General features: G+C 64.0%; 26 protein-coding genes. 11 read left to right on the top strand and 15 right to left on the bottom strand.

Translation table 11 applies throughout. From position 1 onward, the window contains the following. Positions 1-45: 45 nt before the first annotated feature. The 5 genes from QM801_RS11775 to QM801_RS11755 form a co-directional block, all read right to left on the bottom strand. Positions 46-819 carry an SDR family NAD(P)-dependent oxidoreductase gene (locus QM801_RS11775; protein WP_415019401.1) on the bottom strand — a complete coding sequence of 258 codons (774 nt, stop codon included), beginning with the start codon at positions 817-819 and terminating at the stop codon, positions 46-48. Between the two features lie 9 nt (positions 820-828). Beyond that, complete coding sequence (locus tag QM801_RS11770; RefSeq protein WP_415019400.1) at positions 829-1,578, bottom strand: SDR family NAD(P)-dependent oxidoreductase; 750 nt, start codon at positions 1,576-1,578, stop codon at positions 829-831. A gap of 21 nt (positions 1,579-1,599) precedes the next feature. After that, positions 1,600-2,745 carry an MFS transporter gene (locus tag QM801_RS11765; protein ID WP_415019399.1) on the bottom strand — a complete coding sequence of 382 codons (1,146 nt, stop codon included), beginning with the start codon at positions 2,743-2,745 and terminating at the stop codon, positions 1,600-1,602. Between the two features lie 81 nt (positions 2,746-2,826). After that, the gene (locus QM801_RS11760) at positions 2,827-3,861 is read right to left on the bottom strand and encodes an extracellular solute-binding protein (RefSeq protein WP_415019398.1); all 1,035 of its coding nucleotides are present in this window, start codon (positions 3,859-3,861) and stop codon (positions 2,827-2,829) included. Between the two features lie 137 nt (positions 3,862-3,998). Then, positions 3,999-4,988: a sugar-binding transcriptional regulator gene (locus tag QM801_RS11755; RefSeq protein WP_415019397.1), complete on the bottom strand. Its 990-nt coding sequence runs from the start codon at positions 4,986-4,988 to the stop codon at positions 3,999-4,001. A gap of 503 nt (positions 4,989-5,491) precedes the next feature. Between QM801_RS11755 and QM801_RS11750 the strand changes: the two genes are divergently transcribed. The 4 genes from QM801_RS11750 (at position 5,492) to QM801_RS11735 (ending at position 9,418) form a co-directional block, all read left to right on the top strand. After that, positions 5,492-7,060, top strand: a complete 1,569-nt coding sequence (locus QM801_RS11750) for an extracellular solute-binding protein (protein ID WP_415019396.1) — start codon at positions 5,492-5,494, stop codon at positions 7,058-7,060. Between the two features lie 105 nt (positions 7,061-7,165). Further along, positions 7,166-8,077: a carbohydrate ABC transporter permease gene (locus tag QM801_RS11745; protein WP_415019395.1), complete on the top strand. Its 912-nt coding sequence runs from the start codon at positions 7,166-7,168 to the stop codon at positions 8,075-8,077. Beyond that, positions 8,074-8,895, top strand: a complete 822-nt coding sequence (locus QM801_RS11740) for a carbohydrate ABC transporter permease (RefSeq protein WP_415019394.1) — start codon at positions 8,074-8,076, stop codon at positions 8,893-8,895. Before QM801_RS11745 ends, QM801_RS11740 begins: the two co-directional genes overlap by 4 nt. Before the next feature lie 106 nt (positions 8,896-9,001). Next, positions 9,002-9,418, top strand: a complete 417-nt coding sequence (locus QM801_RS11735) for a cyclic nucleotide-binding domain-containing protein (RefSeq protein ID WP_415019393.1) — start codon at positions 9,002-9,004, stop codon at positions 9,416-9,418. Position 9,419: 1 nt separating this feature from the next. On the opposite strand, the gene QM801_RS11730 is transcribed toward QM801_RS11735, so the two are convergent. Both QM801_RS11730 and QM801_RS11725 read right to left on the bottom strand, forming a co-directional pair. Next, positions 9,420-10,586 carry a fumarylacetoacetate hydrolase family protein gene (locus QM801_RS11730; protein WP_415019392.1) on the bottom strand — a complete coding sequence of 389 codons (1,167 nt, stop codon included), beginning with the start codon at positions 10,584-10,586 and terminating at the stop codon, positions 9,420-9,422. A 10-nt stretch (positions 10,587-10,596) separates the two neighbouring features. After that, complete coding sequence (locus QM801_RS11725) at positions 10,597-12,165, bottom strand: acetolactate synthase large subunit (RefSeq protein WP_415019391.1); 1,569 nt, start codon at positions 12,163-12,165, stop codon at positions 10,597-10,599. Positions 12,166-12,295: 130 nt separating this feature from the next. Here QM801_RS11725 and QM801_RS11720 point away from each other — a divergent pair, with 130 nt between their 5' ends. From QM801_RS11720 to QM801_RS11710, 3 genes are read left to right on the top strand one after another with little or no spacing between them, the layout of a single operon-like run. Further along, positions 12,296-13,117 carry an aldo/keto reductase gene (locus QM801_RS11720; protein WP_415019390.1) on the top strand — a complete coding sequence of 274 codons (822 nt, stop codon included), beginning with the start codon at positions 12,296-12,298 and terminating at the stop codon, positions 13,115-13,117. Next, positions 13,110-13,631, top strand: coding sequence for an ureidoglycolate lyase (locus tag QM801_RS11715; RefSeq protein ID WP_415019389.1), 522 nt, complete (start codon positions 13,110-13,112; stop codon positions 13,629-13,631). The genes QM801_RS11720 and QM801_RS11715 overlap by 8 nt, the downstream gene beginning before the upstream one ends. Positions 13,632-13,641: 10 nt before the next feature. Beyond that, entirely contained in the window at positions 13,642-14,481 is an 840-nt protein-coding gene (locus QM801_RS11710) for a bifunctional allantoicase/(S)-ureidoglycine aminohydrolase (protein WP_415019388.1), read from the top strand. Between the two features lie 109 nt (positions 14,482-14,590). On the opposite strand, the gene QM801_RS11705 is transcribed toward QM801_RS11710, so the two are convergent. The 3 genes from QM801_RS11705 to QM801_RS11695 form a co-directional block, all read right to left on the bottom strand. Further along, positions 14,591-14,923: a type II toxin-antitoxin system PemK/MazF family toxin gene (locus QM801_RS11705; RefSeq protein WP_415019387.1), complete on the bottom strand. Its 333-nt coding sequence runs from the start codon at positions 14,921-14,923 to the stop codon at positions 14,591-14,593. Positions 14,924-14,929: 6 nt separating this feature from the next. Next, positions 14,930-15,184, bottom strand: coding sequence for an antitoxin MazE family protein (locus QM801_RS11700; protein WP_415019386.1), 255 nt, complete (start codon positions 15,182-15,184; stop codon positions 14,930-14,932). Between the two features lie 81 nt (positions 15,185-15,265). Further along, complete coding sequence (locus tag QM801_RS11695; protein WP_415019385.1) at positions 15,266-16,366, bottom strand: mandelate racemase/muconate lactonizing enzyme family protein; 1,101 nt, start codon at positions 16,364-16,366, stop codon at positions 15,266-15,268. 135 nt (positions 16,367-16,501) lie between these two features. Here QM801_RS11695 and ispH point away from each other — a divergent pair, with 135 nt between their 5' ends. Both ispH and rnhA read left to right on the top strand, forming a co-directional pair. Continuing rightward, on the top strand, positions 16,502-17,464 hold the full coding sequence (ispH, locus tag QM801_RS11690) for a 4-hydroxy-3-methylbut-2-enyl diphosphate reductase (protein ID WP_415019384.1): 963 nt from the start codon (positions 16,502-16,504) through the stop codon (positions 17,462-17,464). After that, positions 17,461-17,913 carry a ribonuclease HI gene (gene rnhA / locus QM801_RS11685; protein ID WP_415019383.1) on the top strand — a complete coding sequence of 151 codons (453 nt, stop codon included), beginning with the start codon at positions 17,461-17,463 and terminating at the stop codon, positions 17,911-17,913. Before ispH ends, rnhA begins: the two co-directional genes overlap by 4 nt. A 1-nt stretch (position 17,914) precedes the next feature. Here the strand turns inward: rnhA and QM801_RS11680 are convergent, their stop codons facing one another. From QM801_RS11680 to QM801_RS11665, 4 genes are read right to left on the bottom strand one after another with little or no spacing between them, the layout of a single operon-like run. After that, complete coding sequence (locus QM801_RS11680) at positions 17,915-18,310, bottom strand: VOC family protein (protein WP_415019382.1); 396 nt, start codon at positions 18,308-18,310, stop codon at positions 17,915-17,917. Beyond that, positions 18,310-19,929, bottom strand: coding sequence for an acyl-CoA synthetase (locus QM801_RS11675; protein WP_415019381.1), 1,620 nt, complete (start codon positions 19,927-19,929; stop codon positions 18,310-18,312). The genes QM801_RS11680 and QM801_RS11675 overlap by 1 nt, the downstream gene beginning before the upstream one ends. A 44-nt stretch (positions 19,930-19,973) precedes the next feature. After that, a complete protein-coding gene (locus QM801_RS11670) occupies positions 19,974-21,083 on the bottom strand; it encodes a phosphatase PAP2 family protein (RefSeq protein WP_415019380.1) in 1,110 nt (369 codons plus the stop codon). Beyond that, positions 21,076-22,170: a phosphatase PAP2 family protein gene (locus tag QM801_RS11665; RefSeq protein ID WP_415019379.1), complete on the bottom strand. Its 1,095-nt coding sequence runs from the start codon at positions 22,168-22,170 to the stop codon at positions 21,076-21,078. The genes QM801_RS11670 and QM801_RS11665 overlap by 8 nt, the downstream gene beginning before the upstream one ends. A 149-nt stretch (positions 22,171-22,319) precedes the next feature. Here QM801_RS11665 and QM801_RS11660 point away from each other — a divergent pair, with 149 nt between their 5' ends. Beyond that, a complete protein-coding gene (locus QM801_RS11660) occupies positions 22,320-24,209 on the top strand; it encodes a propionyl-CoA synthetase (protein ID WP_415019378.1) in 1,890 nt (629 codons plus the stop codon). A gap of 90 nt (positions 24,210-24,299) precedes the next feature. Beyond that, on the top strand, positions 24,300-25,202 hold the full coding sequence (locus QM801_RS11655; RefSeq protein ID WP_415019377.1) for a DMT family transporter: 903 nt from the start codon (positions 24,300-24,302) through the stop codon (positions 25,200-25,202). On the opposite strand, the gene QM801_RS11650 is transcribed toward QM801_RS11655, so the two are convergent. Further along, positions 25,199-26,191: a succinylglutamate desuccinylase/aspartoacylase family protein gene (locus QM801_RS11650; RefSeq protein WP_415019376.1), complete on the bottom strand. Its 993-nt coding sequence runs from the start codon at positions 26,189-26,191 to the stop codon at positions 25,199-25,201. The genes QM801_RS11655 and QM801_RS11650 overlap by 4 nt on opposite strands. Between the last annotated feature and the right edge of the window lie 8 nt (positions 26,192-26,199).

Below are 26,199 nucleotides of genomic sequence, written 5' to 3'. Positions count from 1 at the left end.
GCACGCGGGTGATCTCTGGCAGGTCGCTTTTTCGCGCCTCCCTGATCACTCCTTCACCGGCACCGTGTAATTGAGCGGCATGCGGGCGCCGTCGACATAGATGATCTGGCCCGACACGTAACTCGAGTCATCGGAGGCAAGGAACGTTGCGACGGCGGCGACTTCCGCCGGCTCGCCCACGCGGCCGAGCGGCGTGCGCGAGAGCGCGCGTGTGAGGGCCGCCTTGTCCTGCAATGTGCCCGTCAGCATGTCGGTGCGGATTGAACCCGGCCCGATGCCGTTGACGCGGATGCCGTGATGGGCAAGCGCGATCGCAGAGACCGCCGTCAACTGCTTCACGCCGCCCTTCGACATCACGTAGGGCGCAATCTGGGGAATGGCGAGCGTGTCGTTGACCGACGACATGTTGACGATCGCGCCGGGCTTCCGGCCCGCTGCGATCTGCTTCACCATCTCGCGGGCGCAGGCCTGCAACATCAGGAAGGAACCCTTGAGGTTGATGCCGAGCACACGGTCGTAATCCTCTTCGGTGATGTCGAAGAAATCCTTTGCCACGGTGATGCCGGCGTTGTTCACCAGCACGTCGACGCTGCCCATATCCTTCACCACGCCCGCCACCAGTGCGGTCACATCGGCGGCTTTCGACACGTCGCAATGACGGTAGCTGGCGCCGAGCCGGGCCGCTTCTTTATGCCCGGCGTCGTCCAGCACGTCGCACATCACCACGCGCGCGCCCTCCGCAACGAAGCGTTCGGCGATGGCGAGGCCGATGCCCCGCGCAAATCCTGTGACGATTGCGACGCGATCCTTCAGCTTCAAGACTTACTCCTAGTGTCCGTGGAAATTGCTGGTCGCCGTTTCCATGAGCACCGACATGAAATGCACATGCCGGGCGCGGGAGAGGGCGCCAAGCGCGGTTCCTACCACATCCTTGGTGGTAATCCAGCTTGTCCGATCGCGCGTTTCGTCCCACTCCTTCTGGTGGAGGGGCGAAAGGTCCTCGATGTTGGGCGGGTAGATCGCCGTCACCCGCACGCCCGTGCCGCGCAGTTCCTGGCGGAGGCCATCGGTGAGGCCCGCCTGGCCGTGTTTGGAGGCGAGATAGGCAACCGACGCGCCCTGCAATGGCACGTTGGCCATGCCGCTGATCGAGACGATATTGAGAATGTCGGCGGCGGGCGAGGCCTTGAGCAGGGGCAGCATGCCACGTGTCAGAAGCAGCGTGCCCGTCACGTTTGCCGTGATTGTCTGCTGGATAGCGAAGGCGTCGTGGGACTCCATCGGCCCCGAGAGCCACGTCGCGGCATTGTTGATGAGAATGTCGAGGGGCTGCTTTTCATCCCGCCACTTCTTGGCGAAGAGTGTGACCTGCGAGAGGTCGGCCAGATCGAGGGCGTGATATTCCGGGGCCGTTCCGGTGCGGAGCCGGATCGATTCCGCCAGCGCCGAGAGCGGTTCGATGTTGCGCGCCGTGAGGTAAAGCTTCGCGCCGAGATCGGCGAGGATAACGGCGAAGGCCGCACCCAATCCGCGGGCCGCACCGGTGATGAAGATGCGCTTTCCCTTGATGTCGTTCATCGGTGTCCCCTGCCGGCGGGGTCAGTAGGTATCCGCCGCTTTCACCATGCGCGAATAGAAGGCGATGATCAAGGCAGCGGCCACGGTGATGAAGAGCGCCATCTGCAGGGTGGTGAGGTCGGCCACTACACCGATAAGCGGCGGCCCGGCAAGGAAGCCGGAATAGCCGAGCGAGGTGACAGCGGCGATGCCGCGCCCCGGTGCGGAAGGTTCAAGCCGTCCGCCGCCTGCGAACAGGACAGGCGCAATGTTGCCGAGGCCTAAGCCTGCAAGCGCGAAGGCCGCGAGCGACCATGTGACATGCGGGGCGAGAAGGGCGGTCGCCGTGCCCGCCGCGGTGAGGAGGGCGCTGATCGCCACCAGCCGCACGGCGCCGAAGCGGGCGCGCAGCCAGTCACCGGTGAAGCGGGCAACCGCCATGCCGGTCTGGTAGAAGCCGAAGGCGGTGGCGGCGAGTGCGGCGTCCACCACGAAGCGTTCCTTCATCATCAGCGCGCCCCAGTCTGCAACCGAGCCCTCGATCATCAGGGCGAGGAAGCAGAGCAGGCCGAGGCCGATGGTGGTGCGCGTGGGCCAGGCGAAATGTTCGCCCGAAAGCCCGCGGTCGAGATGCGTGGGAAGCAGGTTGAGCCCGGCATAGGCCACGCCCAGAAGCGCAATGGTGCTGGCGATGAGGAGCTGCCAGTGCGCGCCCACCATGTCGAGCAGCCAGGCGCCCGCGATGGTGCCCGCCGCGGCTCCCACGCTGAAGCCGCCATGGAAGCCCGACATGACGGGCTTCTTCATCTGCCGTTCAACGAGCAGGCCATGGGCATTCATGGCCACGTCCATGGAACCAATGGCGGCCCCGAGAATGGCGCCGCTCGCCATGAAGAGCGGCAGGTCGGGGGCCAGTGACGGGCCAGCCACCGAAAGCGCAAACATCACACCGCAGATCCAGGTCACGCGGGCGCTGCCGTAGAGATTGACCAGCGCGCCGGCGATGGGCATGGCGATGACGGCGCCGCCCGCGATGCAGAGAAGGGCGAGCCCGAAGACCGAGAGGCTCACGTCCAGCCGCGCCTGGGCAATCGGAATCTGCGTGGCCCAGGTGCCGAAGAGAATGCCGTGGAGAATGAAGAGGGAAAGAACCGCAAAGCGGGCTGCTGAAAGGTTGTGAGTCGACATTCCTGATCCGGCACTGAAAAAGCCGCCCGTGTTTAGCGGGCGGCCTTGCATTACCCAAGTGATTTCAACGGACCTCTGCGCTCAGCGCAGAACCTCTTTCCAGATGGCATTGTAGAACTCGGTGACGTCAGGAGGGCAGACGTCGATGAACTTGCCCTTGGCCTCCAGCTCCGGCGGAATAACGATCTCGGTCGCCGTCTTCATGTCGTCGGGCATGTAGGCTTCGGACCCGGAGATGGCGTTGGCATAGCGCGCAAAGGTTGAGTTCAGCCCGGCGGCCTCCGGCGTCATCATGAAGTTCTGGAAGAGCTTGGCGTTCTCCACGTTCTTCGCGTCCTTCAGCACCGCCACGTTGTCCATCCAGAAGGCGAAGCCTTCTTTGGGATAACCGTACTTGATGTCCGGGTTCTCCAGGCGGGCGCGGAACACGCCGCCGTTCCATTCGAGGCTGGCGGAATAGTCGCCCTTGGCGAGCTTTTCGACCGAGCTGTAGTCCATGGAGAGCCAATGCGTCTTGGCCTCGATCAACTTGTCGCGCACTTTCTTGAGCAGGGCCTTGTCGCCGCTGCAGGGTTCGCCGCCCAGGTACATGATGGCCAGCGCCATCACGTCACCCATCTCGGGCACCACGTTGATCTTGCCCTGCAGTTCGGGCGGCGGATCGAAGATGATGGCCGAAGTGTTCACGTCGCCCTTGTAGAGCTTGGTGTTGGCGGCAACGCCGGTCGAGCCCCACAGCCACGGCACGGTGTACTTTCGGCCGGGATCATAGGGCACGTCCTGCCACTTCGCTTCGACGTTCTTGAAGTTCTCCATCTTGTTGGGCTCGGTCTCGAGCAGAAGCCCTTCGCTGATCCAGATCGGCACGAAGTTGGAGGAGGGGATTACGACATCCATGCCGTGTCCGCCGGCGCGCACCTTGGCGAGCGCGGTGTCGTTGGAGTCGAAGTCGGTAATTGTCACCTTGACGTCGTACTTCTCCTCGAACTTCTTGATCATGTCGAGGCTGGTGTAGTCACCCCAGTTGTAGATGTTGAGTTGGCCCGCGGCCTGGGCCGTGCCGGCCATGGTCATGATGGCAAGGCCGCAGACGGCGGCCAGCATTCCGGATTTCATGTGTGCACCCCTTGGGTTGTCGTTCTTGCGCTTCTCCCCGCCCATTGCCCGGTCGTCCGGGTCTCTTGGCGCAACAACACAATCACCAACTTGCCCGCGGTGTGCAAGGGTGTTTCAAGCGGCGGCTGGAGGAAATCTCAGGCGTGGGAGAGCAGGGCCTTGGCCGTTTCTTCGTTGGTGATGAGCACGTTGGTGGCCGCAAGCTTCATCCCTGCAATCAGGGCGGGAACCTTGTCGAGTCCGCCCGAGATCATCACCCGGCGCGGCACCTTGCGCAGGCGCTCGATGGGCGTGGACATGACGCGCCCGTTGATCGGGTGATCGACGATGCGGCCATTGGCATCGAAGAAATTGTAGAGCAGATCTCCCACCGCATTGGCGGCGATCAGCGACTGGCGTTCGCTCTCGCTGAAGAAGCCGAAGCGGAAGGAGGTCGACATGGCCGACATGGTGCCCACGCTCATCAGCGCCATGTGCATCTTCTCCACACGGTTCAGCACGCTGTCGAGGCCGCAGCGTTCAATGAGGGCGCGGCGCGTGTCGGCACTGTCGACCACCGCAGGCGCGGTGAGGAGGTAGCAATCCGCACCCACGGTGTTGGCGAACTGCCAGGCGAATTCCGCGGGGTTGAATCGGCGGGCCTGCACGATGCCACCCAGCAGCGAGACCACCTCGACGTTGTTCAGTTCCTTGGGCGAGAGCGTCTGCAGAGATTCATAGAGAGTGGCGCCCCAGCCCACGCCGAGGCAGAAATCATCCGTGAGCTGATCAGTGACATACATGCCCGCGGCAAAACCGATCGCCTTGTTGACGTGCGCTGGTTCCGCCGGCTCCGGCACCACCACGGCGTCCACGAGATTGAAGCGCAGCTTCAGCCTGGCCTCGAGGTCGAGGCATTCCGCCACTCCGCCGGTAATCCAGATCTTCACCTCGCGCTGCTTCAGCGCCTCGTTGATATTGCGCACCACGGTGACGCGGCCGATGCCGAGGCGGTCGGCGATTTCATTTTGCGTCAGGCCCTCGACGTAGTACATCCATGCAATCCGCATGCGGTTCCGCGCCACCCGGCCCGCCGTGCGCTCCGGCAGGGGAGCCGCTGAAAAGCCGTTCTTCGCCTTGTCCAACATCGCGCGTCGCTCCCGTCTGAGAGGGAACCGGTTCGAGAACCGGCACCCCGGGCCATGGATACTTATGTCCATCCATAGCACATTTGTTTCGGAATTGAGAGCATCCGTCTTGGCAATTCGGTGAATTCGGGTGAAAAGTGGCCCAATATCAGCCCTGTTTCGAAGAAAGTATGGGACTTATCCAGACCAAAACGAAACATTTGCATCGGGCAAATACATTTAGTAGTCTAATTCGAACGAGAACACTAAGGCCCCTCGAAGGGCTCTCCGGGAGGATCAAGCGGAATGCCTGCTACAGGTATCTCCAGATTTGGCGTGTGGTTCGACGCGGCACCGGTGTGTGACCGCAGGCGGCCTGCGTGCCTCGCTCCGTTCTCCGGCTTTTCATCGAAGATTTCGTGCCGTTCCCGCACCGGGACTACGGATCCGAAAAACCTGCGCAGCGGCTGGCCTGCCGCAGCACCGGGCTTCCATCAGACAGGCCACACAAACGGAGGAATGTGATGACGTTAAAGAAGTCGGGTCTCGTCACCCGCCGCTCGGTGCTGAAGAGCACGGCGGCGACAGGTGCGGCGCTCAGCGTGGGCGGTGTGAACCTGTTCAATGTCAACCGGGCCTTTGCCGACATGGCAAATCCGGCAGACGTTCTGGCCAAGATCAACGTGGCCAACTACGTGAACAAGGATTACCAGAAGCAGTACGGCCTGAACGGCGACGAACTGATGTGGGATCCCAACAAGGACTGGATCCGCACCGCCGACTGGGAAGCCATCCGCAAGGAACACGGCGGCAAGACCGTCCGCTTCCTCATCTCGTCGGACGACCGTGAATCGGCGCTGCAGGGCACCCAGCCCTTCAAGGACCTCTCGGGCATCAACATCGACCTCGTCGCCATTCCTGATGGCGACATGAAGAACAAGATCGTCTCGGAAGCCATGTCCGGGAACCCGTCGTTCGACTGCATGCAGTTCTTCTCTCCCTGGCTCGGCGACTTCGCCGCGCAGGGCCTGCTGGCCAAGCTCGACGACTACGCCGCCAAGTGGAAGCTGCCGCTTGACGACTTCTACGACACCTACCGCCTGAACTACGCCAACTTCGGCGACCAGGGCATGTACGGCATTCCCTTCGACTGCGACATCCAGCAGGTGCACATCCGCAAGTCGATCTTCAAGAAGGTCCTCGGCAAGGATCCGGACACCATCAACACCATTCCGACCTACGAGGAAATGGTGCGTCTGGCGCCCGAACTCAACAAGGCCGAGAAGGGCGTTGCCGGCATCGGCATGATGGCTGGCCGCGGCTTCTGGGCCACCTACCTGTGGGAGCACATTGCTGCCCAGCACGGCATGATGCTGTTCGACGACAAGTGGGAACCGATCTTCAACGGCGACGCCGGCATGAAGGGCCTGGAAACCATTCTCGCCCTGTCGAAGAGCGCCATCGAAGGCGTTGCCGCTGCCGACTGGCCGACCAACCGTGGCGCCTTCCTCGGCGGCCAGATCGCCTGCAACATCTCGTGGCAGGACTCGGGCACGCAGGCCACGCGTCCCGACCAGTCGAAGCTGGGTGACGACGTTCTCACGATCTATGAACCGCGCGTTGCCGGCGGCGTCTACTGCCCGCCGAACATTGCCGGTTCGACCTCGTCGGTCGCCGCCACCTCGCCGGAACCGGAAGCAGCCTTCCTGCTGCTGTCGTTCCTGACGACCTCGTCGATCATGGCCATGAACGAAGCCAACGCCAACGGCGTGGCCCCGGGCTACCGCTCGGTGCTCAACAACGAGAACCTCCGCAAGGTTTCGCAGCCGGCCAAGATCTGGGCCGAGTCGCTCGACTACGCCTGGTGCTCGCCGCGCCTCCCGTCGGCCTTCGACATGGAGCAGGAAATCGGCTTCCAGATCAACGACTGCATCGTCGGCAAGATCACCGCGAAGGAAGCTCTCGACAACGCTGCCGCCAAGGTCAAGGACATCATGACCAAGTCGGGCTTCTATGCAGGCAAGGACCCCGTGTCCTACGCCTCCATGGCTCCCGGCCTGAACCTCGGCGCCGGCAAGAAGGCTCCCATCTGATCCTCCCTGAACTGATGGCCGGGGAAACCCCGGCCATTTTTCTTCCGCTTGCACCGCCGCCATTTCTCGCGGCACACTCGATCTCCTCCAGACGGCAGACTGCACATGAGCGCCACAGCCACCTTGCCCTCGACCGCGATGAAGCGACGCCGCAGCCCTCTGGCCCGGAAGCTCTTTCCCTATCTGCTGGTGATGCCGGCGGTGATCTATCTGCTGCTGATCACGCTCTATCCCGGCGTCTATGCCATGTACCGCTCGCTCTATTCGGGCAAGTTCAAGCTGGAGTGGGCCGGCTTCGCCAACTACCGCGACATATTCTCCGACACAGAGTTCCTGAACGCTCTGTGGAATACGCTCTTCCTGGGCTCGATCACGCTCGCCATCGAATTCGTCCTCGCCATGGTTCTTGCGGCACTCGTCTACCGCGACCCGTGGGTGAAGGGCCTGCGCATCATCTTCCTGCTGCCCATGCTGCTCATGCCGTCCGCCGTCACCTTCATCTGGAAGCTGATGTTCAACGACGGCCGCATCATCAGCGACCTGATGAAGCGCATCGGCCTCATCGACTTCAACGTGGACTGGATGTTCACGCCCGCACTTGCCCGCCTCGTCGTCATCTGGACCGACGTGTGGCAGTGGACACCCTTCCTCTTCATCATCTTCGTCGCCGGCCTTCAGGGCCAGGACAAAGAAGTGGAGGAGGCCGCCCGTCTTGACGGCGCCTCGTGGACCAAGCTCTTCTTCAACATCACGCTGCCCATGATGCGGCCGATCATCGCCATTGCGCTCATCCTGCGCGGCATCGACATCCTCAACATGTTCACGCCGATCCAGCTCATCACCCACGGCGCCCCCGGCGGCGCCACCGAAACGCTGGGCTACTACATCAACCGCGTGGCGTGGGATGGCCCCAACTTCGGCTATGCCTCGGCGATTTCCGTCGTCGTGCTGGCCTTCACCGTCGTTGCCGCACAGCTCCTCGTGCGCCGCTACTTCCGCTCGGGAACAGAAGCATGAAATCGAAGCGCTCCATCGTCGGCACCATCATTCTCCTCGCCTGGGTCGTCGTCTCGATCTGGCCGATCTGGTACTTCGCCACGATCGCGCTCCGCCCGCGTGTCGAGATCATTGCACCCGATCCGATCTACTGGCCCACTTTCACCACCGAAACCTGGGCCAAGATCCTGGATGAATGGCCAATGGGCCGCTACTTCTTCAATTCCATCGCCTCGGTGGTGGGCAGCGTCTTCATCTGCCTGCTGCTCGGCGTGCCTGCCGCTTATTCGCTGTCGCGCTACCGCTACAAGGGCCGCGAGGACATCGGCAACTACATCCTCTCGACGAAGATGATGGCCCCGGTCGTGGTCGCCATCCCGCTCTATGTGCTCTTCGCCCAGTTCCGCATGCTCGATACGGTGTGGGCGCTGATGATGGTCTATGCCGCCATCAACCTCTCGATCGTGGTGTGGATCATCCGCTCCTACATGATCGACATTCCCCACGAGATCGAGGACGCGGCCCGCACCGATGGCGCCTCCGACCTGCGCATCCTCTGGGAGATCATCATCCCCATGTGCCTTCCGGGCATCATCACGGCGGCGGTCATCGCCTCGGTCTTCGCCATGAACGAGTATCTGCTCACCCTCGTCATCGGCCGTAAGGACGCCTACACGATGTCGATCGCACTCGGGAACTTCAAGGGCGGCTCCGACGGCATCATCTACAATGCCATCGCGCTCGTCGCCTTCATGGCCTTCTTCCCGATCCTGGCGCTGGTCATCGCGATCCAGAATCATCTCTCGCGCGGCCTCACCATGGGCGCCGTAAAGGGCTGATCCGGCTCGGCGTTTACCCAACCGAAGATGAACGGCTCGTTCAAGGGCCGTTCAGTGCTATGCTGCAACCTTGCCGGGATAAGGGCAACAGCAGCGAGGCGCACCCATGCTTGATTCACTCAAGGAACGTCCCATCGACTTCCGCATCTTGAAGGACCTGAACTTTCCCGACGTCCTCATCCGGGCCGGCGAAACCATCGTCAGCGAAGGCGACGACGGCACGCTGATGTACATGATCCGCAAGGGCACCGTGGAGGTGCGCATCAACGGCATCCCGGTGGAAGAGATTTCCGACGGCGGCATCTTCGGCGAAATGGCGCTGCTCGAACACTCGACCCGCAGCGCCAACATCGTCGCCAAGACCGATGTGGAGGCCGTACCTCTGGACGAGAAGCGCTTTATGGTGCTGCTCGCCAAGGTGCCGCACTTCAGCCTGCTGATCATGCGCCTGCTGGCCCGCCGCATCCGCAAGATGAATTCGAAGCTCGCCGTTCTTCAGGCTGTGAGCGTCGATCCCGCCTGAGTCAGAGAAGCCCGCGCCCCGCGAGGTTGCGCATCAGGTGTGACACGCCGAAGCGCCACGGCGGGCACTGGTCAGTGGACCGCACCGTGTTGATCAGCGCCCCCAGCTTCGGGTTCGAGACGCTTACCACGTCACCATGCTTGTGGGTGAAGCCCGAGCCCGGCGCGTCGCGGTCCTGGGTGGGCGCAAACACCGTGCCGCAGAACAGAACGAAGCCATCCGGATACTGATGGTGTGGGCCGATGGCGCCTTCCACCAGCTTGAGTGGCGGGCGGCTGATGCGGCTCATGTTGCTGCCGCCTGTCAGGGTGAAGCCGTCCGGCCCTTCCACGGCGAGCGACACATCCATCGTGTTCACGTCGGCAAGACCATAGCTCTCGTCAAAGAGGCGAATGAAGGGGCCGAGCGCGCAGGAGGCGTTGTTGTCCTTGGCCTTGCCGAGGAGCAGGGCGGAGCGGCCTTCCACGTCGCGCAGGTTCACGTCGTTGCCGAGGGCTGCCCCGATGATCGTGCCGGCGCTGTTCACCACCAGCACGCATTCGGGCTCGGGGTTGTTCCATTGCGAAATGGGATGGATGCCCACCTCGGCGCCGAAGCCCACCGCACTCATCACCTGCGACTTGGTGAAGATCTCGGCGTCCGGCCCGATCCCCACTTCCAGATACTGCGACCAGGCGCCTTTCTCGATCAGCGCCTTCTTGAGCGCCATGGCTTCGGGAGAGCCGGGCACCAGCTTCGACAGGTCATCGCCGATGAGGCGGGAAATGTCGCGGCGGATGCCGTCTGCCAGCGCCGGGTTGCCGCGGGCCTTTTCCTCGATCACCCGCTCCAGCATGGAGGTGGCGAAGGTGACGCCCGCGGCCTTGATGGCCTGAAGGTCAATGGGAGCGAGCAGGCGGACAGGCGCAGGCGCACCCGAGAGGGTCGCCGCCAGCACGTCCTTGAGCGCGCCCACGGGCGTGCCCGTTGCAGCCTTCGCGGTGGCGGCGGGGCTTGCCGCCTCGCACAGGTCCCGCATGGTCGGGATGTCGCGCGAGGTGATGTCGAACAGCGTGCCACCGCGCACCATCACGATGGCAGGGCCAACGCCCTCGCGCCAGACACGGCCCACATGCACGCCGTCCGCCGTTGCGTTTTCCGTCAGGCGGATCGCTTCTGCCGCTTTCATCGCTTGGTCCTCACACCATCAGTTCAATCAGGAAGGGCCCCGGTTGCTTGTAGGAATGCTGCATCAGCCGGGCGCAATCCTCAAGCGTCGTGGCGCGCGCCGCCTCCACGCCGAAGCCGCGCGCCATCTTCACGAAGTCCATGTCGGGGTTGCCAAGGTCGAGCATGTTCATGGCGGTGGGGCCGGGGTTGGCGCCCACGGCATAATACTCGCCGATTAGGATCTGGTACTTGCGGTTGTTGATGATCACGGTGGTCACGGGCAGGCGTTCGCGCGCCTGCGTCCACAGCGATTGGATCGTGTACATGGCCGAACCGTCGGCCTGGATGTTGAGAACGCGGCGGCCCTTGCCGGCAACCGCAGCACCCGTTGCCGCCGGCATGCCGTAGCCGATGGCGCCACCCGTCACCATCATCCAGTCGTGCGGGCGGGCCGCATAAGAGCCCGGGAACATGAAGGTGCCGAAGGTGATTGCCTCGTCGACGACGATGGCATCATCGGGAATGACCGCACCGAGGAGCGCGCCGAAACCTTCCGACGACGGCGCGCCATGGGGTACTTCGGGCCGCCGCCCGGTATCGAACACGGTGGTGCGCGGCGCACCGATATCCTGGGCCAGCGCATCGAGGGCTTCCACAAGGTCCTGACCCGGCTGGGCCAGCACGGTGACGCTTGCTGTCTCGGGCGCGTGATGGCTGGGCACGCCGGGATAGGCGAAGAAGCCGACAGGAGGCCGCGAGCCCACGCAGATGATGTGCTCCACGTCCTTCAGGCGGTCGATCGCCATGGCGGCAGGATAGGGCACGCGTTCGAGCGGCAGGCGGCCCGTGCCGCGCGCCTGCAGGCCGTTGATCGACTCCGCCATCACCCGGCAGCCGGTCTTGGCCTGGATGCGAGCGGCATGCTGTTGCGCCGCATGGGTCAGCGCCTCGTCACCCAGCAGCAGCAGCACGTTCGACTTCTCTTTCAGGATCGTCGCAGCGGCGCGCAGCTTGGCCACGTCGAAGGGCCGGACGGCAAGGGCAGGGAGGCGGGGCGCAACCACACCGCCCTCATTCCACGAAATATCCGAGGGCACGATGAGCGTGGCGATCTGGCCCGGCGCCTTGCGCGCAGCCTGCACAGCTTCCGCCGCGTCGGCGCCAAGTTGGGCCGTGTCGCGGGCGGTGCGCACCCAGTGCGAGACGGTCTCCGCCACCTTCACGGTATCCATGGCGAGAGGCGGTTCATACTGGGCGTGATAGGTCGCCTGGTCGCCCACGATGTTGAGAACGGGCGAACGCGCCTTCCTGGCATTGTGAAGATTGGCGAGCCCGTTGGCGAGGCCCGGCCCGCAGTGGAGCAGCGTCACCGAGGGTTCGCGCGCCACGCGGCCATAGCCGTCGGCCATGCCGGTCACCACGTTTTCCTGCTGGCCCGGAATGCAGCGCAGGCCGGGGATGCGGTCGAGTGCGGCCACGAAATGCATTTCGCTGGTGCCGGGGTTGGCGAAGCAGACCTTCAGGCCGTTGCCGATGAGCGTGTGGACGAGGCTTTCCGCACCGTTCATCCGGGGCGGCTGGGTGGGGGAGTTTTCCATGACTCACCTTATCGCTGCTTTGCCCGGCGGCCTCAACCCCACGTCTTTTCTGACGTGAACGGTCACATGAACGGCGTTGACGCCTAGGTTGCACGTGCAATAGTGCCCGTTGCGAGCGAGGGAAAGAGCGATGGAAACACGACCGGTTCCGGCCTTCAACGGCATTCCCGCCCTGGGACTCGGCACCTATCCCCTGTCCGGGCAGGATTGCACCGACATCGTCAAGATGACAGTGGGACTTGGTTACCGCCACATCGACACCGCCCAGATGTATGGCAACGAACGCGAGGTGGGCGCGGCCCTCAAGAGCTGCGGCGTGCCGCGCGGCGAGATCTTCGTCACCACCAAGGTCGACCCCTCCAACAACGGCAAGGCCCGCTTCTCGGATTCCGTGAAGCGCTCCATCGATGATCTGGGCGGGCCTGTCGATCTGTTGCTCATCCACTGGCCGCCGCCCGATGCGGAGATTGATGCCACGCTCGACTTGTTGAAGGCGGAGCAGGTGGCCGGCCGCACGGCCCGCATCGGCGTTTCAAACTTCACGCCGCGCATGCTGCGCCAGGCGGCGAAGCGCCTGCCGGAGATCGCCTGCAATCAGGTGGAGTACCATCCGCTCCTCGATCAGCGCGAGCTGAAGAAGGCCGCCGATGCGCTCTCCCTGCCGCTTGTCGCCTACAGTCCGGTGGCGCGCGGCCGCACCTTCCAGAACGGGGTGATCAAGGCGATTGCCGAGAAGCACAAGCGCCCGCCCTCCGAGATCGTGCTGCGCTGGATCGTGCAGCAGGGCGTGGTGGCCATCCCCAAGACCTCGAAGCGCGACCACGCCGCCTCGAACCTCAACATCTTCGCGTTCGAACTGTCGCCCGATGAAATGACGGCGATCTCCGGCATCGGCTCGTCCGCGGGCCGCACCATCAATCCGGGCTGGATGTCGGGGCGCTGGAATGACTGAGCGCCACATCAGGCTCGCGCCGGAGCCGCTCACGCCGGAGGCCTTCCGCCCCTATGGCGACGTGCTGGAAACCTCGCGGGTGTCGCCCCGCACCATCAACCAGGGCTTCGCGCAGCGCTTCAACGACCTCTGCCATGTGGATGTGGCAACGGGCGAGGGCGCGGTGAATGTGAGCCTCTTCACCGCCAATCCGCGGCCGCACCCCATCGCCGTCGAACTCATGGAACGGCATCCGCTCGGCACCCAGGCCTTCATCCCCATGCAGGACCGGCCGTGGCTGGTGCTCGTCTGCGATGACCCGCTCGATCCTTCGACCTACCGGCTCTTCGCCGCAACAGGGAGACAGGGCGTGAACTATGCCCGCAAGGTCTGGCATCATCCGCTGCTCGTCTTCGATCCCGAAAGCCATTTCCTCATCGTCGACCGGAAGGGCCCCGGCGAAAACACCGAAGAGGTCTGGCTGCCGCGCGACTGGAAGCTGCAGGCGTTTGCAAATCACGCGGCAGATCATTAGCCTTGGCGGCATGAGCAAGACACCTCGCTATTTCGCGCCCCATGGCGGGCAGCCGCCGCAGACCGACCTTCTCACCGGGCGGGCCATTTTCACCACCGCCTATGCCGTGATCCCCAAGGGGGTGATGCGCGACATCGTCACCAGCTACCTGCCGGGCTGGGACAAGACGCGCGCCTGGATCATCGCGCGGCCCATGTCGGGCTTTGCCGAAACCTTCTCGCAATACATCATGGAAGTGACCCACGGCGGCGGCAGCAAGACGCCGGAGCCGGACCCCCGTGCCGAAGGCGTGCTCTTCACCGTGGAAGGCACCTACACCCTCATGATCGGGGAGAAGGTGCATGTGATGAAGCCCGGCGCCTATGCCTATCTTCCGCCCGGCGCCAAATGGGCGGTGCGGAACGAGGGCGTCGAGCCCGCCCGCTTCCACTGGATCCGCAAGCGCTACGAGGCGGTGCCGGGCATTCCGTTGCCCGAGGCCTTCGTCATCAACGAGCAGGATGTGGCGCCGTCGGTCATGCCGGATTGCAACGGCGTGTGGTCCACGACCCGCTTCGTCGATCCCGCCGACATGCGTCACGATATGCATGTCACAATCGTGAATTTCGAGCCGGGCGGCATCATCCCCTTCCTCGAAACCCACGTGATGGAGCACGGCCTCTACGTGCTGGAAGGCAAGGCCGTCTACAAGCTGAACGGCGACTGGGTGGAAGTGGAGGCAGGCGACTTCATGTGGCTCCGCGCCTTCTGCCCGCAGGCCTGCTACGCGGGCGGCCCGGGCCGCTTCCGCTATCTCCTGTACAAGGACGTGAACCGCCACGCGCGGCTCGATCCCTTCGCAGCGCGCTGACGCATCGTGCGAGCAAGTGGCATCCACTTGCGAAGCGAAAGATGCGTTAAAACAAATATCTCGCGCAACTTTTCTCTCTCACATCGTACCGATGTGATCGTCCGTTGCGCTAGGCAATCCCGAGGAAAACGGCGAGCGCGCGGGTGACCTGCATCATCTCGACCTCTGCGAGCTTGCCTACGCGCTTTCCGATCCGTGTAAGCGAGAGGGTGGTGACCTTGTCGATGGCGATCTGCGATGGTTGCTGCAGGCCGTTGCCCTTTGTGGGCTGGACAGTCTGGCGAAGCAATGGAACGTCGTCCCGCAAGTCGCTCGTAAACGGACAGACTGTGACCGATGGCACATCCGAAAACGCATCCGACTGAATGACCAAGCAGGGGCTGGGTTTGCCGTAGTCGCCGGGCGAGGAAGCAATCACGATGTCGCCACGGCGAAAGCCCATGGGCGCTCAGGCCTTCGGCCAGTCTTCAGCCGCCTCGATAAAGCCCATCAGTTCGTCGCCGGCGGGGTCGGAGACCGCAAGCCGCCGCGACTGGTTGCGGCAGGCGGCAAGGAACTTCGGATCCTTGGTGTCCGGCAGCCACAATTGCACCGGCTTGAGACCGGCCGCCCGCAACCGCGCGCGATATTCCGCCATGCGCTTCGATGCCGGTGAGGGCGTCTTGCGCGAGCGGGATGCGGGTGTGGAGCGGGACCGTGCCATGGTCTGACATATAGCGCGTAACATGTTACGGCGCAAGGTATTGCGTGGGCCATGACGGCGAAATCTGAAGGCTGCGAAGCCCTACAAACTGCTCGCCTGATGCTTCGCCTTGTCGAGCCAGGCCGGGCTGATCTCCACGCCCCAGCCGGGAGCGTCCGTCACGGTGACGTGCCCGTCCTTCACCACGTACGGATCATTGCGGAAGAGGCCGTACTGCCAGGGATAGTAGTCCGCCTCTTCGATGGAGAATTCGAGATACTTCCCCGCATTCGGAATCGCCCGCAGAAGATGCATGGTGCAGAGTGTCACGAGCGAGAGGTTGGCCGCGTGCGGCGTGCAAGGCAGGCCCGCTGCCGCCCCCATCCGCGCCACTTCCATGCTGCGCAGCATGCCGCCCATGTACATGACGTCGGGCTGGATGATGTCCACGGCGCGCATGGCGATCATCGTCTTCCAGGCGGTGAACTCGCAATCCTGTTCGCCGCCCGTGACGTCGATCGAGAGCGCATCCGTCACCTGCTTGGTCTGCTCGAACTCCCAATAGGGGCAGGGCTCCTCGAAATGGCCGATGCCGTTCTGCTCGAGCAGGCGGCCCACTTCGATGGCCCGCTTCGGCGAGTAGCATGAGTTGCCGTCGACGAGCTTGTCCACGCCGTCGCCCAGGGCCTTGGAAACAACCGGGACAACCGCCTCGGTGCGGCCCGGCCATTCGTCCTTGTCGCGCCCGCACTCCGCCCCCACGCGCCACTTGAAGGCATCGAAGCCATGCGCATCGCGGAGTTTCAGGAAGCGCTTCGCCTCGTCTTCCGGCGTGATGTCGCGCTTCATCGAGGAGGCATAGCAGCGGAGCTTGCCCGGCGTGCCGCCGAGAAGGGCGGTGACAGGCTTTCCCTCCAGCTTGCCGCGCAGGTCGAGGAGGGCGGTGTCGAGGCCGGTCATGGCGCGGCGGAGGTACGAGCCCGGATACTTGTGTTCGCGCTCGCCAATCAGGTTCAGCGTGTCGGCAAAGTCGAGGGCATTGGTGCCCAGCGCATGGCGGGCCACCTGGCGGTGAAAGATCTCGCAGGTGATGTCGGCATTGTAGGTCGAGACCTGGCCCCAGCCGGTGGCGCCCGTTTCCGAGGTGGCGCGGACGAAGCCCACGAATTCATTGCAGAAAGTCTCAAGCCTTGTGATTTTCATGTGTCTCTCCCGGGATGCAATCTGCGCGATGTCGGGGGCTTTCGTCCATGCCGGATGCGACAGGCCTGTGACGCCATCGGGCAAGCTTGACATCCCCCCGCACCCCCGCCACATCTGGCCCCGGAGACCTGACCCATGCCGAAGCCCGCCCTCAAGATCCTGCTCGCGGCCCCGCGCGGCTTCTGCGCCGGCGTGGTGCGGGCCATCGACATCGTGGAGCGCGCCCTCGAGGTCTATGGCGCACCGGTCTATGTCCGCCACGAGATCGTCCACAACAAGTTCGTGGTCGACGGCCTGAAGGCCAAGGGCGCCATCTTCGTCAAGGAACTGGATGAGATCCCGGCAGGCGATCACCCCGTGGTGTTCTCGGCCCATGGCGTGCCGAAGGCTATTCCGGCCGAGGCCCAGCGCCGCAAGATGTTCCAGCTCGATGCCACCTGTCCGCTCGTCACCAAGGTGCACCTCGAGGCCCAGCGTCATTTCGACGAGGGCTGCGAGATCATCCTCATCGGGCACGCCGGCCACCCCGAGGTGATCGGCACCATGGGGCAATTGCCGCAAGGTGCGGTTACGCTGATCGAGACGCCGGAAGATGCGGAAGTCCTTCAGGTGCGCGATGCTTCCAAGCTCGCCTACATCACCCAGACCACGCTCTCGGTCGATGATACGGCGGGTGTGATCGAGGTGCTGCGCCGCCGCTTCCCGGACATTCGCGGGCCGGTGAAGGAAGATATCTGCTACGCCACCACCAACCGGCAGGAAGCGGTGAAGTCCATCGCCAACCAGCTCGACATGCTGCTTGTTGTGGGCGCGCCCAATTCGTCGAATTCCAAGCGCCTTGTCGAAGTGGGCCAGAAGAACGGCTGCCCCCGCGCGCTTCTGGTGCAGCGGGCGAGCGAACTGAACTGGGATGACCTGAAGAACCTCAAGACTCTCGGCCTCACGGCAGGCGCTTCTGCGCCGGAAGTTCTGGTCAACGAGATCGTCGATGCCTTCCGCGAACACTACGATGTGACCGTCGAGAAGGTGACGCTGCGCGAGGAGAACGTCTCCTTCAAGCTGCCGCGTGAACTGCGCGAAAACCAGCCCGCCGCATGAGCGCCAACACCGTCGTCATCCACACTGATGGCGCCTGTTCCGGAAATCCGGGGCCGGGCGGCTGGGGCGCCATTCTCGATTACAATGGCACCCGCAAGGAACTCTTCGGCGGCGAGGCCAACACCACCAACAACCGCATGGAACTGAAGGCGGCGATCGAGGCATTGAATGCGCTCACGCGGCCCTGCGCGGTCGCCATGCATGTCGATTCCCAATACGTGAAGGACGGCATCACCAAGTGGATTCATGGCTGGAAGAAGAACGGCTGGAAGACCGCCGACAAGAAGCCCGTGAAGAACGTGGAGCTGTGGCAGGCGCTCGATGAGGCGATCAAGCGTCACCAGATTTCCTGGCACTGGGTGAAGGGCCACGACGGCAATCCCGACAACGAACGCGCCGACGAACTGGCGCGCCAGGGGATTGCGGAGATCCGCGCCGCCGGGCGCTGAGTTAAGCGGGTTCGCGCGGCTCGATCAGGTCCCAGCCGTTTCCGTAGAGGTCTTCGAAGACGGCGACGGTGCCATAGGGCTCATGGCGCGGCTCCTCGCGGAAGACGATGCCCGCCGCCTTCATCCGCGCTGCCGTGGCAGTGAAGTCGTCACAGTGCAGGAAGAAGGCGACGCGCCCGCCCGCAGCCTTGCCGATGGCTGCGACTTGTTCGGGGCCTTGCGCCTTGGCGAGGATGAGGCCTGCGCCATCGTCAGAAGCCGCAACACGCACCCAGCGTTTGCCCTCGCCCATCGATACGTCTTCCATCAGACGGAAGCCGAGCTTGTCCGTGAACCACGCAATCGCTTCATCATAGTCCCGCACCACATAGGTGACGGCCTTGAGCACCAGCGCCATCAGCCCTTCGCCAGTTCGCGGAGCTTGAACTTCTGGATCTTGCCCGTGCTGGTCTTGGGGATTTCGGTGAAGACCACGTAGTGCGGCACCTTGTAGTGGGCGAGGTGATTGCGGCACCAGGCGATGATTTCCTCGGCGGTTGCCGTCTTGCCGGGCTTCAGTTCCACGAAGGCGCAGGGCGTCTCGCCCCACTTCTGGTCAGGCTTCGCCACCACGCCCGCGGCCTGCACGGCAGGGTGCTTGTAGAGCGCATCCTCCACCTCGATCGACGAGATGTTCTCGCCACCCGAGATGATGATGTCCTTGGAGCGGTCCTTGAGCTGGATGTAGCCGTCCGCATGCAGCACGCCGAGGTCGCCGGAGTGGAACCAGCCGCCCTTGAAGGCTTCGTTGGTGGCCTTCGGGTTCTTGAGATAGCCCTTCATCACCACGTTGCCGCGGAACATCACTTCGCCCATGGTCTCGCCATCGGCGGGCACACGCTGCATCGTCTCCGGGTCCATGACGGTGAGGTCTTCGAGCGCATGATAGCGCACGCCCTGGCGGGCCTTCTTGGCGGCGCGCTGCGGGCCGGCGAGTTCATCCCACTCCGCCTTCCAGTCATTGACCACGGCGGGGCCATAGGTTTCGGTGAGGCCATAGAGATGCGTGACGTTGAAGCCGGCATCGGCCATGGCCGCGAGAACCGCTTCGGGCGGCGGTGCGGCAGCGGTGAAGAACTCCACTTTCTGCGAGAGCGCGCGCTTGTCTTCGGCGGGCGCGTTGAGGATCGTCGACATGACGATGGGCGCGCCGCAGAGATGCGTCACCTTGTGATCGTCCAGTGCGGCCCAGATCAGCTTGGAGCGCACCCAGCGCAGCGTCACGTGGGTGCCGCCGATCACCGAGAGCGACCACGGGAAGCACCAACCGTTGCAGTGGAACATGGGCAAGGTCCAGAGATAGACGGCATGCTTCGGCATCGTTGCCGTCAGCACGTTCCCTTGTGCGAGGAGGGCGGCACCGCGGTGATGATACACAACGCCCTTGGGATTGCCGGTCGTGCCGGAAGTGTAGTTGAGCGAGATCGCGTCCCATTCGTCATCGGGCCAGTGCCAGGCGTAATTGGCGTCGCCCGATTGCAGGAAGCGCTCATAGTCCTCCGTGCCCACGCGGCTGCCGTCCACCTCGTATTCGGGATCGACATAGTCGATGATCAGCGGCTTCACCTTGCACAGGGCGAGTGCTTCGGCGCCGAGCTTCGAGAATTCCTTGTCGACGATGAAGACCTTGGCCTCGGCATGGTCGAGGGAGAAGGCGATGGTCGCCGCATCGAGGCGCGTATTGAGGGTGTTGAGCACGCCCTTTGTCATGGGCACGCCGTAGTGGCATTCCAGCATGGCGGGCGTGTTGGCGAGCAGCACCGACACGGTATCGCCCTTGCCGATGCCGTGCTTTGCGAGCGCCGAACCCAGCTTGCGGCAGCGGGCATAGAACTCCCGGTAGGTGACGCGGGCATTGCCATGGATGATGGCGAGGCGGTCGGGATAGACGGCGGCCGAGCGCTCCAGGAAGGAGAGCGGCGTCAGCGGCTGGAAATTGGCGGCGTTCTTGTCGAGGTCGTGATCGTAGGAAGACATGCGAGGGCACCCGTTGAGGACGCCCCTTTTAGCAAGCCTTTCGATTAAAGCGAGGCCAGACCTTCGTCCAGTTTCTGGGCCTCGGCACGGGCATGGTGCCAGCGGGCGGCGTAGCCGGCCAGCCACCAGCACAGGGCGGCAAGGGCGATCCCGGCATAGCCGTCAACCGCATAGTGCCAGCCCAGGTGGACGGAGCCCACGAGGATGATGCCGCAATAGACGGCAAAGGCGATGCCGAGCCCCCGGCAGCGCCGCCAGGTGGCGAGCGCAAAGAGAAGCGCCGAGGCATTGTGCATGGAGGGGAAGGCCGAGATGCCGATGGGGGCGGTCTTGCCCGTGTAGCCGTCCCACAGCAGCTGCTGGGTATCGAGCGAGAGGATGGGAATGCGTGTGTTGACGTCGTGGAGATAGCTCATCAGCGGCGCGAAGGGATCGGGCGAGAGGCCGATGCCGCCGTAGTAGACGGGGCCTGCCGAGGAGAAGGCGACCGCCAGAATCCCGCCGCCGATCCACCAGGTCAGCATGTAGGCGAGGAAGAACTGGGTGCGATTCACCGAGGTGCGGGTGGCGAAGCCGAACCACATGAAGCAGCCGAAGAGGGCGAGGAACCAGCAGTTATAGAATACGCTGATGGCGAAGGTCACGTAGTCGTGGCCAAGGATGGGTTGCAGCAGCACCCACGGATCGAAGCCGCCATGCAGGCTGCGGTCGAGGGTGGCCATGGTCGTGTCCCATGCGAAGGGGTTCACGTAGGGGATCATCGGCTTCAGCTCGAGCATGCCCTTGTTGAAGATCACCATGGCGGCAAGGAGCGGCAGGCCGACGATGAAGGCAGCGGGCTTGCGGAACAGTCCCGTCACATCGGCGATCATCTGGCGCGAGGGGCTCTCGGGCTTCAGCACCAGCACATATTGACCGAGGCGGAAGAGGAAGACGGCGACGAGGCCCGCCGGGATCGTCAACGTGATCATGCCCATGACGAGGGCGCGCACAGACGCCACCTTCGCTTCCGGCACGTCACGCAAAAACCAGGTCGTGGTCGCAACGTAGAGCAGGGGAATGACGAAGAAGATCCACTGCTGGCGCAGGCTGAGCCAGAGGAGCCGGGCGCGGTCCGGCGTTGCGGCTGGCGTGGAGAGCGTAACCTCAGACATGGGCAACCTCGGCATTGAACTGTGACACCTGCGGGCGGGACTCCCACCAGCGGGCAATGCGGCCGGAAAGCATCCACAGGCCGAAGGCGATGGGCCAGGCGATGTAGCCGTCGACGGCGTAGTGCCAGCCGAGGTGCACCGAGGCGATGAGCACCAGCAGCGCATGGGCGATCATTACACCCCGCAGGATGCGGCCCTTGTTCCACACCGCGAGCACGAAGAGGAGCGCGGTGGCATTGTGCATGCTGGGCATGGCCGACACGCCGCCGAAGACCGAACCCTCGCTGCGGAAATCCCACAGCATGTTCTGGGTGTCGATGGCCCACAGCGGATAGAGATCGTGGACGTGGTTGAGATAGGTCATGAGCGGCGCGTAAGGATCGGGCGAAACGCCAAGCCGCGTGAGGTAGCAGGGGCCCGCCGACGACATGAGGATGGCAAGCAGCGTGCCGCCCAGGATCCACGTCAGCATGAAGGAGAGGAAGAAGCGGGTGCGCTCCACACCGGGCGTGGCGAGGAAGGCGTAGTAGACCCAGAACATGTTCATCACGAAGAACCACATGTTGTAGTTCACGTTGAGCAGCCACGTGACGAGCGGGAAGCCGAGGATGGGTTGCAGCAGTTCATGCGGGCGGTAGCCGAAGTGCAACGCCATGTCCCAGCGGTCGAGGGTCTCGTCCCAGGCGAAGGGAATGAAGGTCGTGATGTTCGCCTTGAACACCGTGAAGCCGTACATGAAGATGATCAGCGCGGTGAAGAGCGGCAGTCCGCGGGCCATGCGCTCGGGCGAAGAGAGCACGCCCTTGAAGCGCCGCCACAGCACCCTGGCCGGGCGGTCGGGGCGGTCGATCACCACCATCGAACCGAATAGGAAGAGCACGAGCGAGAGCAGCGCAACCGGCACCGAGAAGGTGACGAGGCCGATGAGCGCCTCCACGCCGGAGAGGCCGAAGGCCGAGAGAACAAGCACATAGCCGAGCGCGACCGAGAGCAGCAGGGCATGGGCCGAGAAGCCACGGCGCAGCAACGGCGCGAACTCCGCCCGCGGGGCGGCAACGCCAGTCACAAGGTCAGACACAGTGCTCATGCCGCCACTCCCATACGGGGCGCAAAATGCCTGCAAAAACTCTTAAATCCCGTTAATATCCTCAGACCAAAGTTGGCCTCGCGCGGGGGCGGCGTTGCGCGCGAAAAGGGGCCTCGGACGATCAACGCGAAGACCCGGGAAGAATTGCCATGAGCCGCTACGCCGCCACCTACGACCGCTGGAAGAACGACCGCACCGGCTTCTGGGCGGAGGCGGCGAAGGACGTGGAGTGGGTGAATCCTTGGGACAAGGTCTATGACAGGGTGGACAATCTCGACCGCTGGTTCGTGGGCGCCGAGTGCAACACCTGCTGGAACGCCGTCGACCGCCATGTGAAGGCGGGGCACGGTGCCCGCACCGCCATCCTCTTCGACAGCGCGATGACCGGCACGAAGGCGCGCTACACCTACGATCAGGTGCTCGATGAAGTGGCCCGCCTCGGCGCCTGCCTGCAGGACCTGGGCGTAGGGAAGGGCGACCGCGTCATCCTCTATATGCCGATGATCCCGCAGGCCCTCTTCGGCATGCTCGCCTGCGCCCGCATCGGGGCGGTGCACTCGGTTGTCTTCGGCGGCTTCGCGCCGCATGAGCTCTCCACCCGCATCAACGATGCCAAGCCGAAGGTCATCCTCACCGCCTCCTGCGGCATTGAGCCCGGACGCATCATCGCCTACAAGCCGCTGGTCGATGACGCCATCGCGCAGTCGGAGCACAAGCCGAGCAAGGTCGTGCTGTTCCAGCGCCCGGAAGTGGATGCCGATCTCGGCCCCAACGACGTGGATTGGGCCGCGTTCGTCGACAACCAGAAACGCCGCGCCGAGTGCGTGACGGTGAAGGCCACCGATCCGCTCTACATCCTCTATACCTCCGGAACGACTGGCCAGCCCAAGGGCGTCGTCCGCGACAACGGCGGGCACATGGTGGCGCTCCGCTGGTCGATGGAGAACATCTACGACATCAAGCCGGGCGAGGTCTTCTGGTCCGCCTCCGACGTGGGCTGGGTCGTGGGCCATTCCTACATCTGCTATGCACCACTGCTCATGGGCGCCACCACGCTTGTCTTCGAAGGCAAGCCCGTTGGCACGCCCGATGCCGGCACCTTCTGGCGCGTCATCAGCGAGTACAAGGTGGCAGCCCTTTTCACCGCTCCCACCGCCTTCCGCGCCATCAAGAAGGAAGACCCGGAAGGGAGCCACATCGGCAAGTACGATCTCTCGCACTTCCGCACGCTGTTCCTTGCCGGCGAGCGCGCCGATCCGGACACCGTGAAGTGGGCGGAGAACCATCTCAAGGTTCCGGTCATCGATCACTGGTGGCAGACGGAAACGGGCTGGGCCATCGCCGCCAATCCGGTGGGCCTTGGCCGCCTGCCGGTGAAGTACGGCTCGCCCACCGTGGCCATGCCGGGCTATGAAATCCATGTGCTGGATGAAGGCGGCCACGAGGTTCCGGCGGGCCAGCTCGGCGCCATCTGCGTGAAGCTGCCGCTGCCGCCCTCCTGCCTGCCCACCCTGTGGAATGCCGACGAGCGCTTCCGCAAGAGCTACCTCAGCCACTTCCCCGGCTATTACGAGACGGCAGATGCAGGCTACATCGACGCCGACGGTTACCTCTACATCATGGCGCGCACCGACGACATCATCAACGTCGCCGGCCACCGCCTGTCGACGGGCGGCATGGAAGAGGTGCTGGCCTCCCACCCCAGCGTCGCCGAATGCGCCGTGCTCGGCATCGCCGACGAGGTGAAGGGGCAGTTGCCGCTTGGCCTCGTGGTGCTGAAAGCGGGCGTGAGCAAGACCCCGGCCCAGGTCGAGAAGGAATGCGTCAAGCTGGTGCGCGACCAGATCGGTGCGGTAGCGGCGCTCAAGACGGTGATCACCATCAAGCGCCTGCCCAAGACCCGCTCCGGCAAGATCCTCCGCGCCACCATGCGCAAGATCGCCGACAGGGAGGTCTTCAAGACCCCGGCCACCATCGACGACCCCGTGATCCTCGATGAAATTCGCGAGGCCATGCAGGCACATGGCATCGGAACCTGACATGCCGCGTGAGCGGAGGTAGCCTGCGCTCCACGCGCCTTGTCACTCCCGCACGGCGCAGCTAGGGATATGGCCTCACCGGCGGCAGGAATGATCCCTCAGTCACGCATCAAAGGCATCGTCTTCATGGTTCTCGCCATGGGCAGCTTCATCGCCAGTGACAGCGCCTCCAAGTTCGTTCTCTCCGAGATTCCGCCCTTTGAAGTGGTGATGCTGCGCGCCATCGCCGCCATGGTCTTCTGCCTCGTCGTCGTGGTCGTCATGGGCCATGGCCGCGAACTGCCCCGCATGATCAACCCCTGGGCGCTGGCCCGCGGAGTCTGCGAGGTGGGCGCCAACCTCACCTTCACCTTTGCCATCATGCGCCTTCCGATCGGTGACGTGACCGCCATCTGCCAGACCGCACCGCTGCTCGTCTTCCTCGGCGCCAGTTTCTTCTTCGGCGAAAGGGTGGGGGCCCTGCGCCTGCTGCTCATCAGCGTCGGCGTCAGCGGCGCGCTGCTGGTGGCGCAACCGGGATCGACCGCCTTTTCACCCTATGCACTTCTGGGCTTCGTCGTTGCCATCTCTGCTGCAATCCGTGACCTGATCACCCGCAAGGTGCCGAAGGGCACACCGGCACCCATTGCGGCCCTTGCGGTTCTCGCCATGCTCACGCTGGCAGGCGAGATCGGCATGATCACGACCGAAACACCCGTCATGCCCACGCTCACGCAAGGGCTGCTCCTCGTGCTCGCAGGTGCATTGATGGTGGGCGGCCATGTCGGGCTCTACATCGCCTTCACCTCGGCGCCGGTCCGCACCGTGGCGCCCTTCATGTATGCCCTCACCATCTGGGCCGTGCTCTCCAGCGTCGTCCTCTTCGGCGAGATGCCAAACACGCTGGCGATCGGCGGCATGGCGCTCATCATCCTTGCCGGCGTCGCCGTGATCTTCGTGGACGCGCAGCAAACCCGCACGGAACGTCGGGCGAGGGCCGCCGCCGCGGTCTAGATGATTTCGTCTTCGTCCGGCATGGCGTCGACGCGCGCCGTGGTCTTGATCCGCGCCACGTGGAACAGCGCATCGCCACGATTGACGATGGGCAGGTTGGTGCGCCCGATGATGATGCCGTCATCCTCGGCGAAGACCGGAACCCGCGTGTTGCCGAGGGGGTCGGTGATGATGCCGATGGGTTCGCGCCGTCCCACCCGGTCGCCCACGTGGCGCACCGAATGCAGGATGCCGCCCTCGGGGGCCCGCGTCCACGTGCTCGAGGTGGAGTGAATGGTGTTGGCGTGAGCGGGCACGGCCGGGGCATTCTCGATCATGCCGATGTGCTTCATCACCCTGAGCGTGCCCTTCACGCCCGCCTCGATTGCCGGCTCCTCGAAGCGCAGCGCTTCACCGCCTTCGTAGAGGATCACCTTCACGCCGGCGTTCTTCGCCGATTGCCGGAGCGAGCCCTCGCGCAGCTTCGAGGTCATGATCACTGGCGGGGCAAAGGCTTCGGCCAGCTTCATGAGATCGCTGTCGCCCGGCGCAATGCGGATCTGCGGCAGATTGGTGCGGTGCAGGGCGGCGGTGTGGAGGTCGATGCCATACTGCGCCCGCTTCACCACCTCGCGGAAGAACAGGTCGGCGAGCAGGCTGGTGAGCGAGCCCTGGTCCGAGCCGGGGAAGGAGCGGTTGAGGTCACGCCGGTCGGGCATGTAGCGGGAGTGATTGAGGAAGCCGAAGGCATTGACGATGGGGATCGCCAGCAGCGTGCCCCGGATCGTCTTCAGGGCGTCATGGGCCAGCACCCGCCGCACCACCTCGATCCCCTGGATCTCGTCGCCGTGGACCGCGCCCGAAAGGAACAGCACCGGGCCATCACCGCCGTGCACCACATGCACGGGCAGGTTCATGGGTGTCGCATTGGCCAGCGTCGACACATCGAGATGGATCGTCTCGCGCGTGCCTGCGGCCACGACCCTGCCGCCGAATTCAAACCCCGTCATCTCAGCCC

Origin of the sequence: Aestuariivirga sp., from assembly GCF_047600585.1 — a bacterium.
Lineage (GTDB): Bacteria > Pseudomonadota > Alphaproteobacteria > Rhizobiales > Aestuariivirgaceae > Aestuariivirga.
This window is presented reverse-complemented; position numbering and strand designations above follow the sequence as displayed.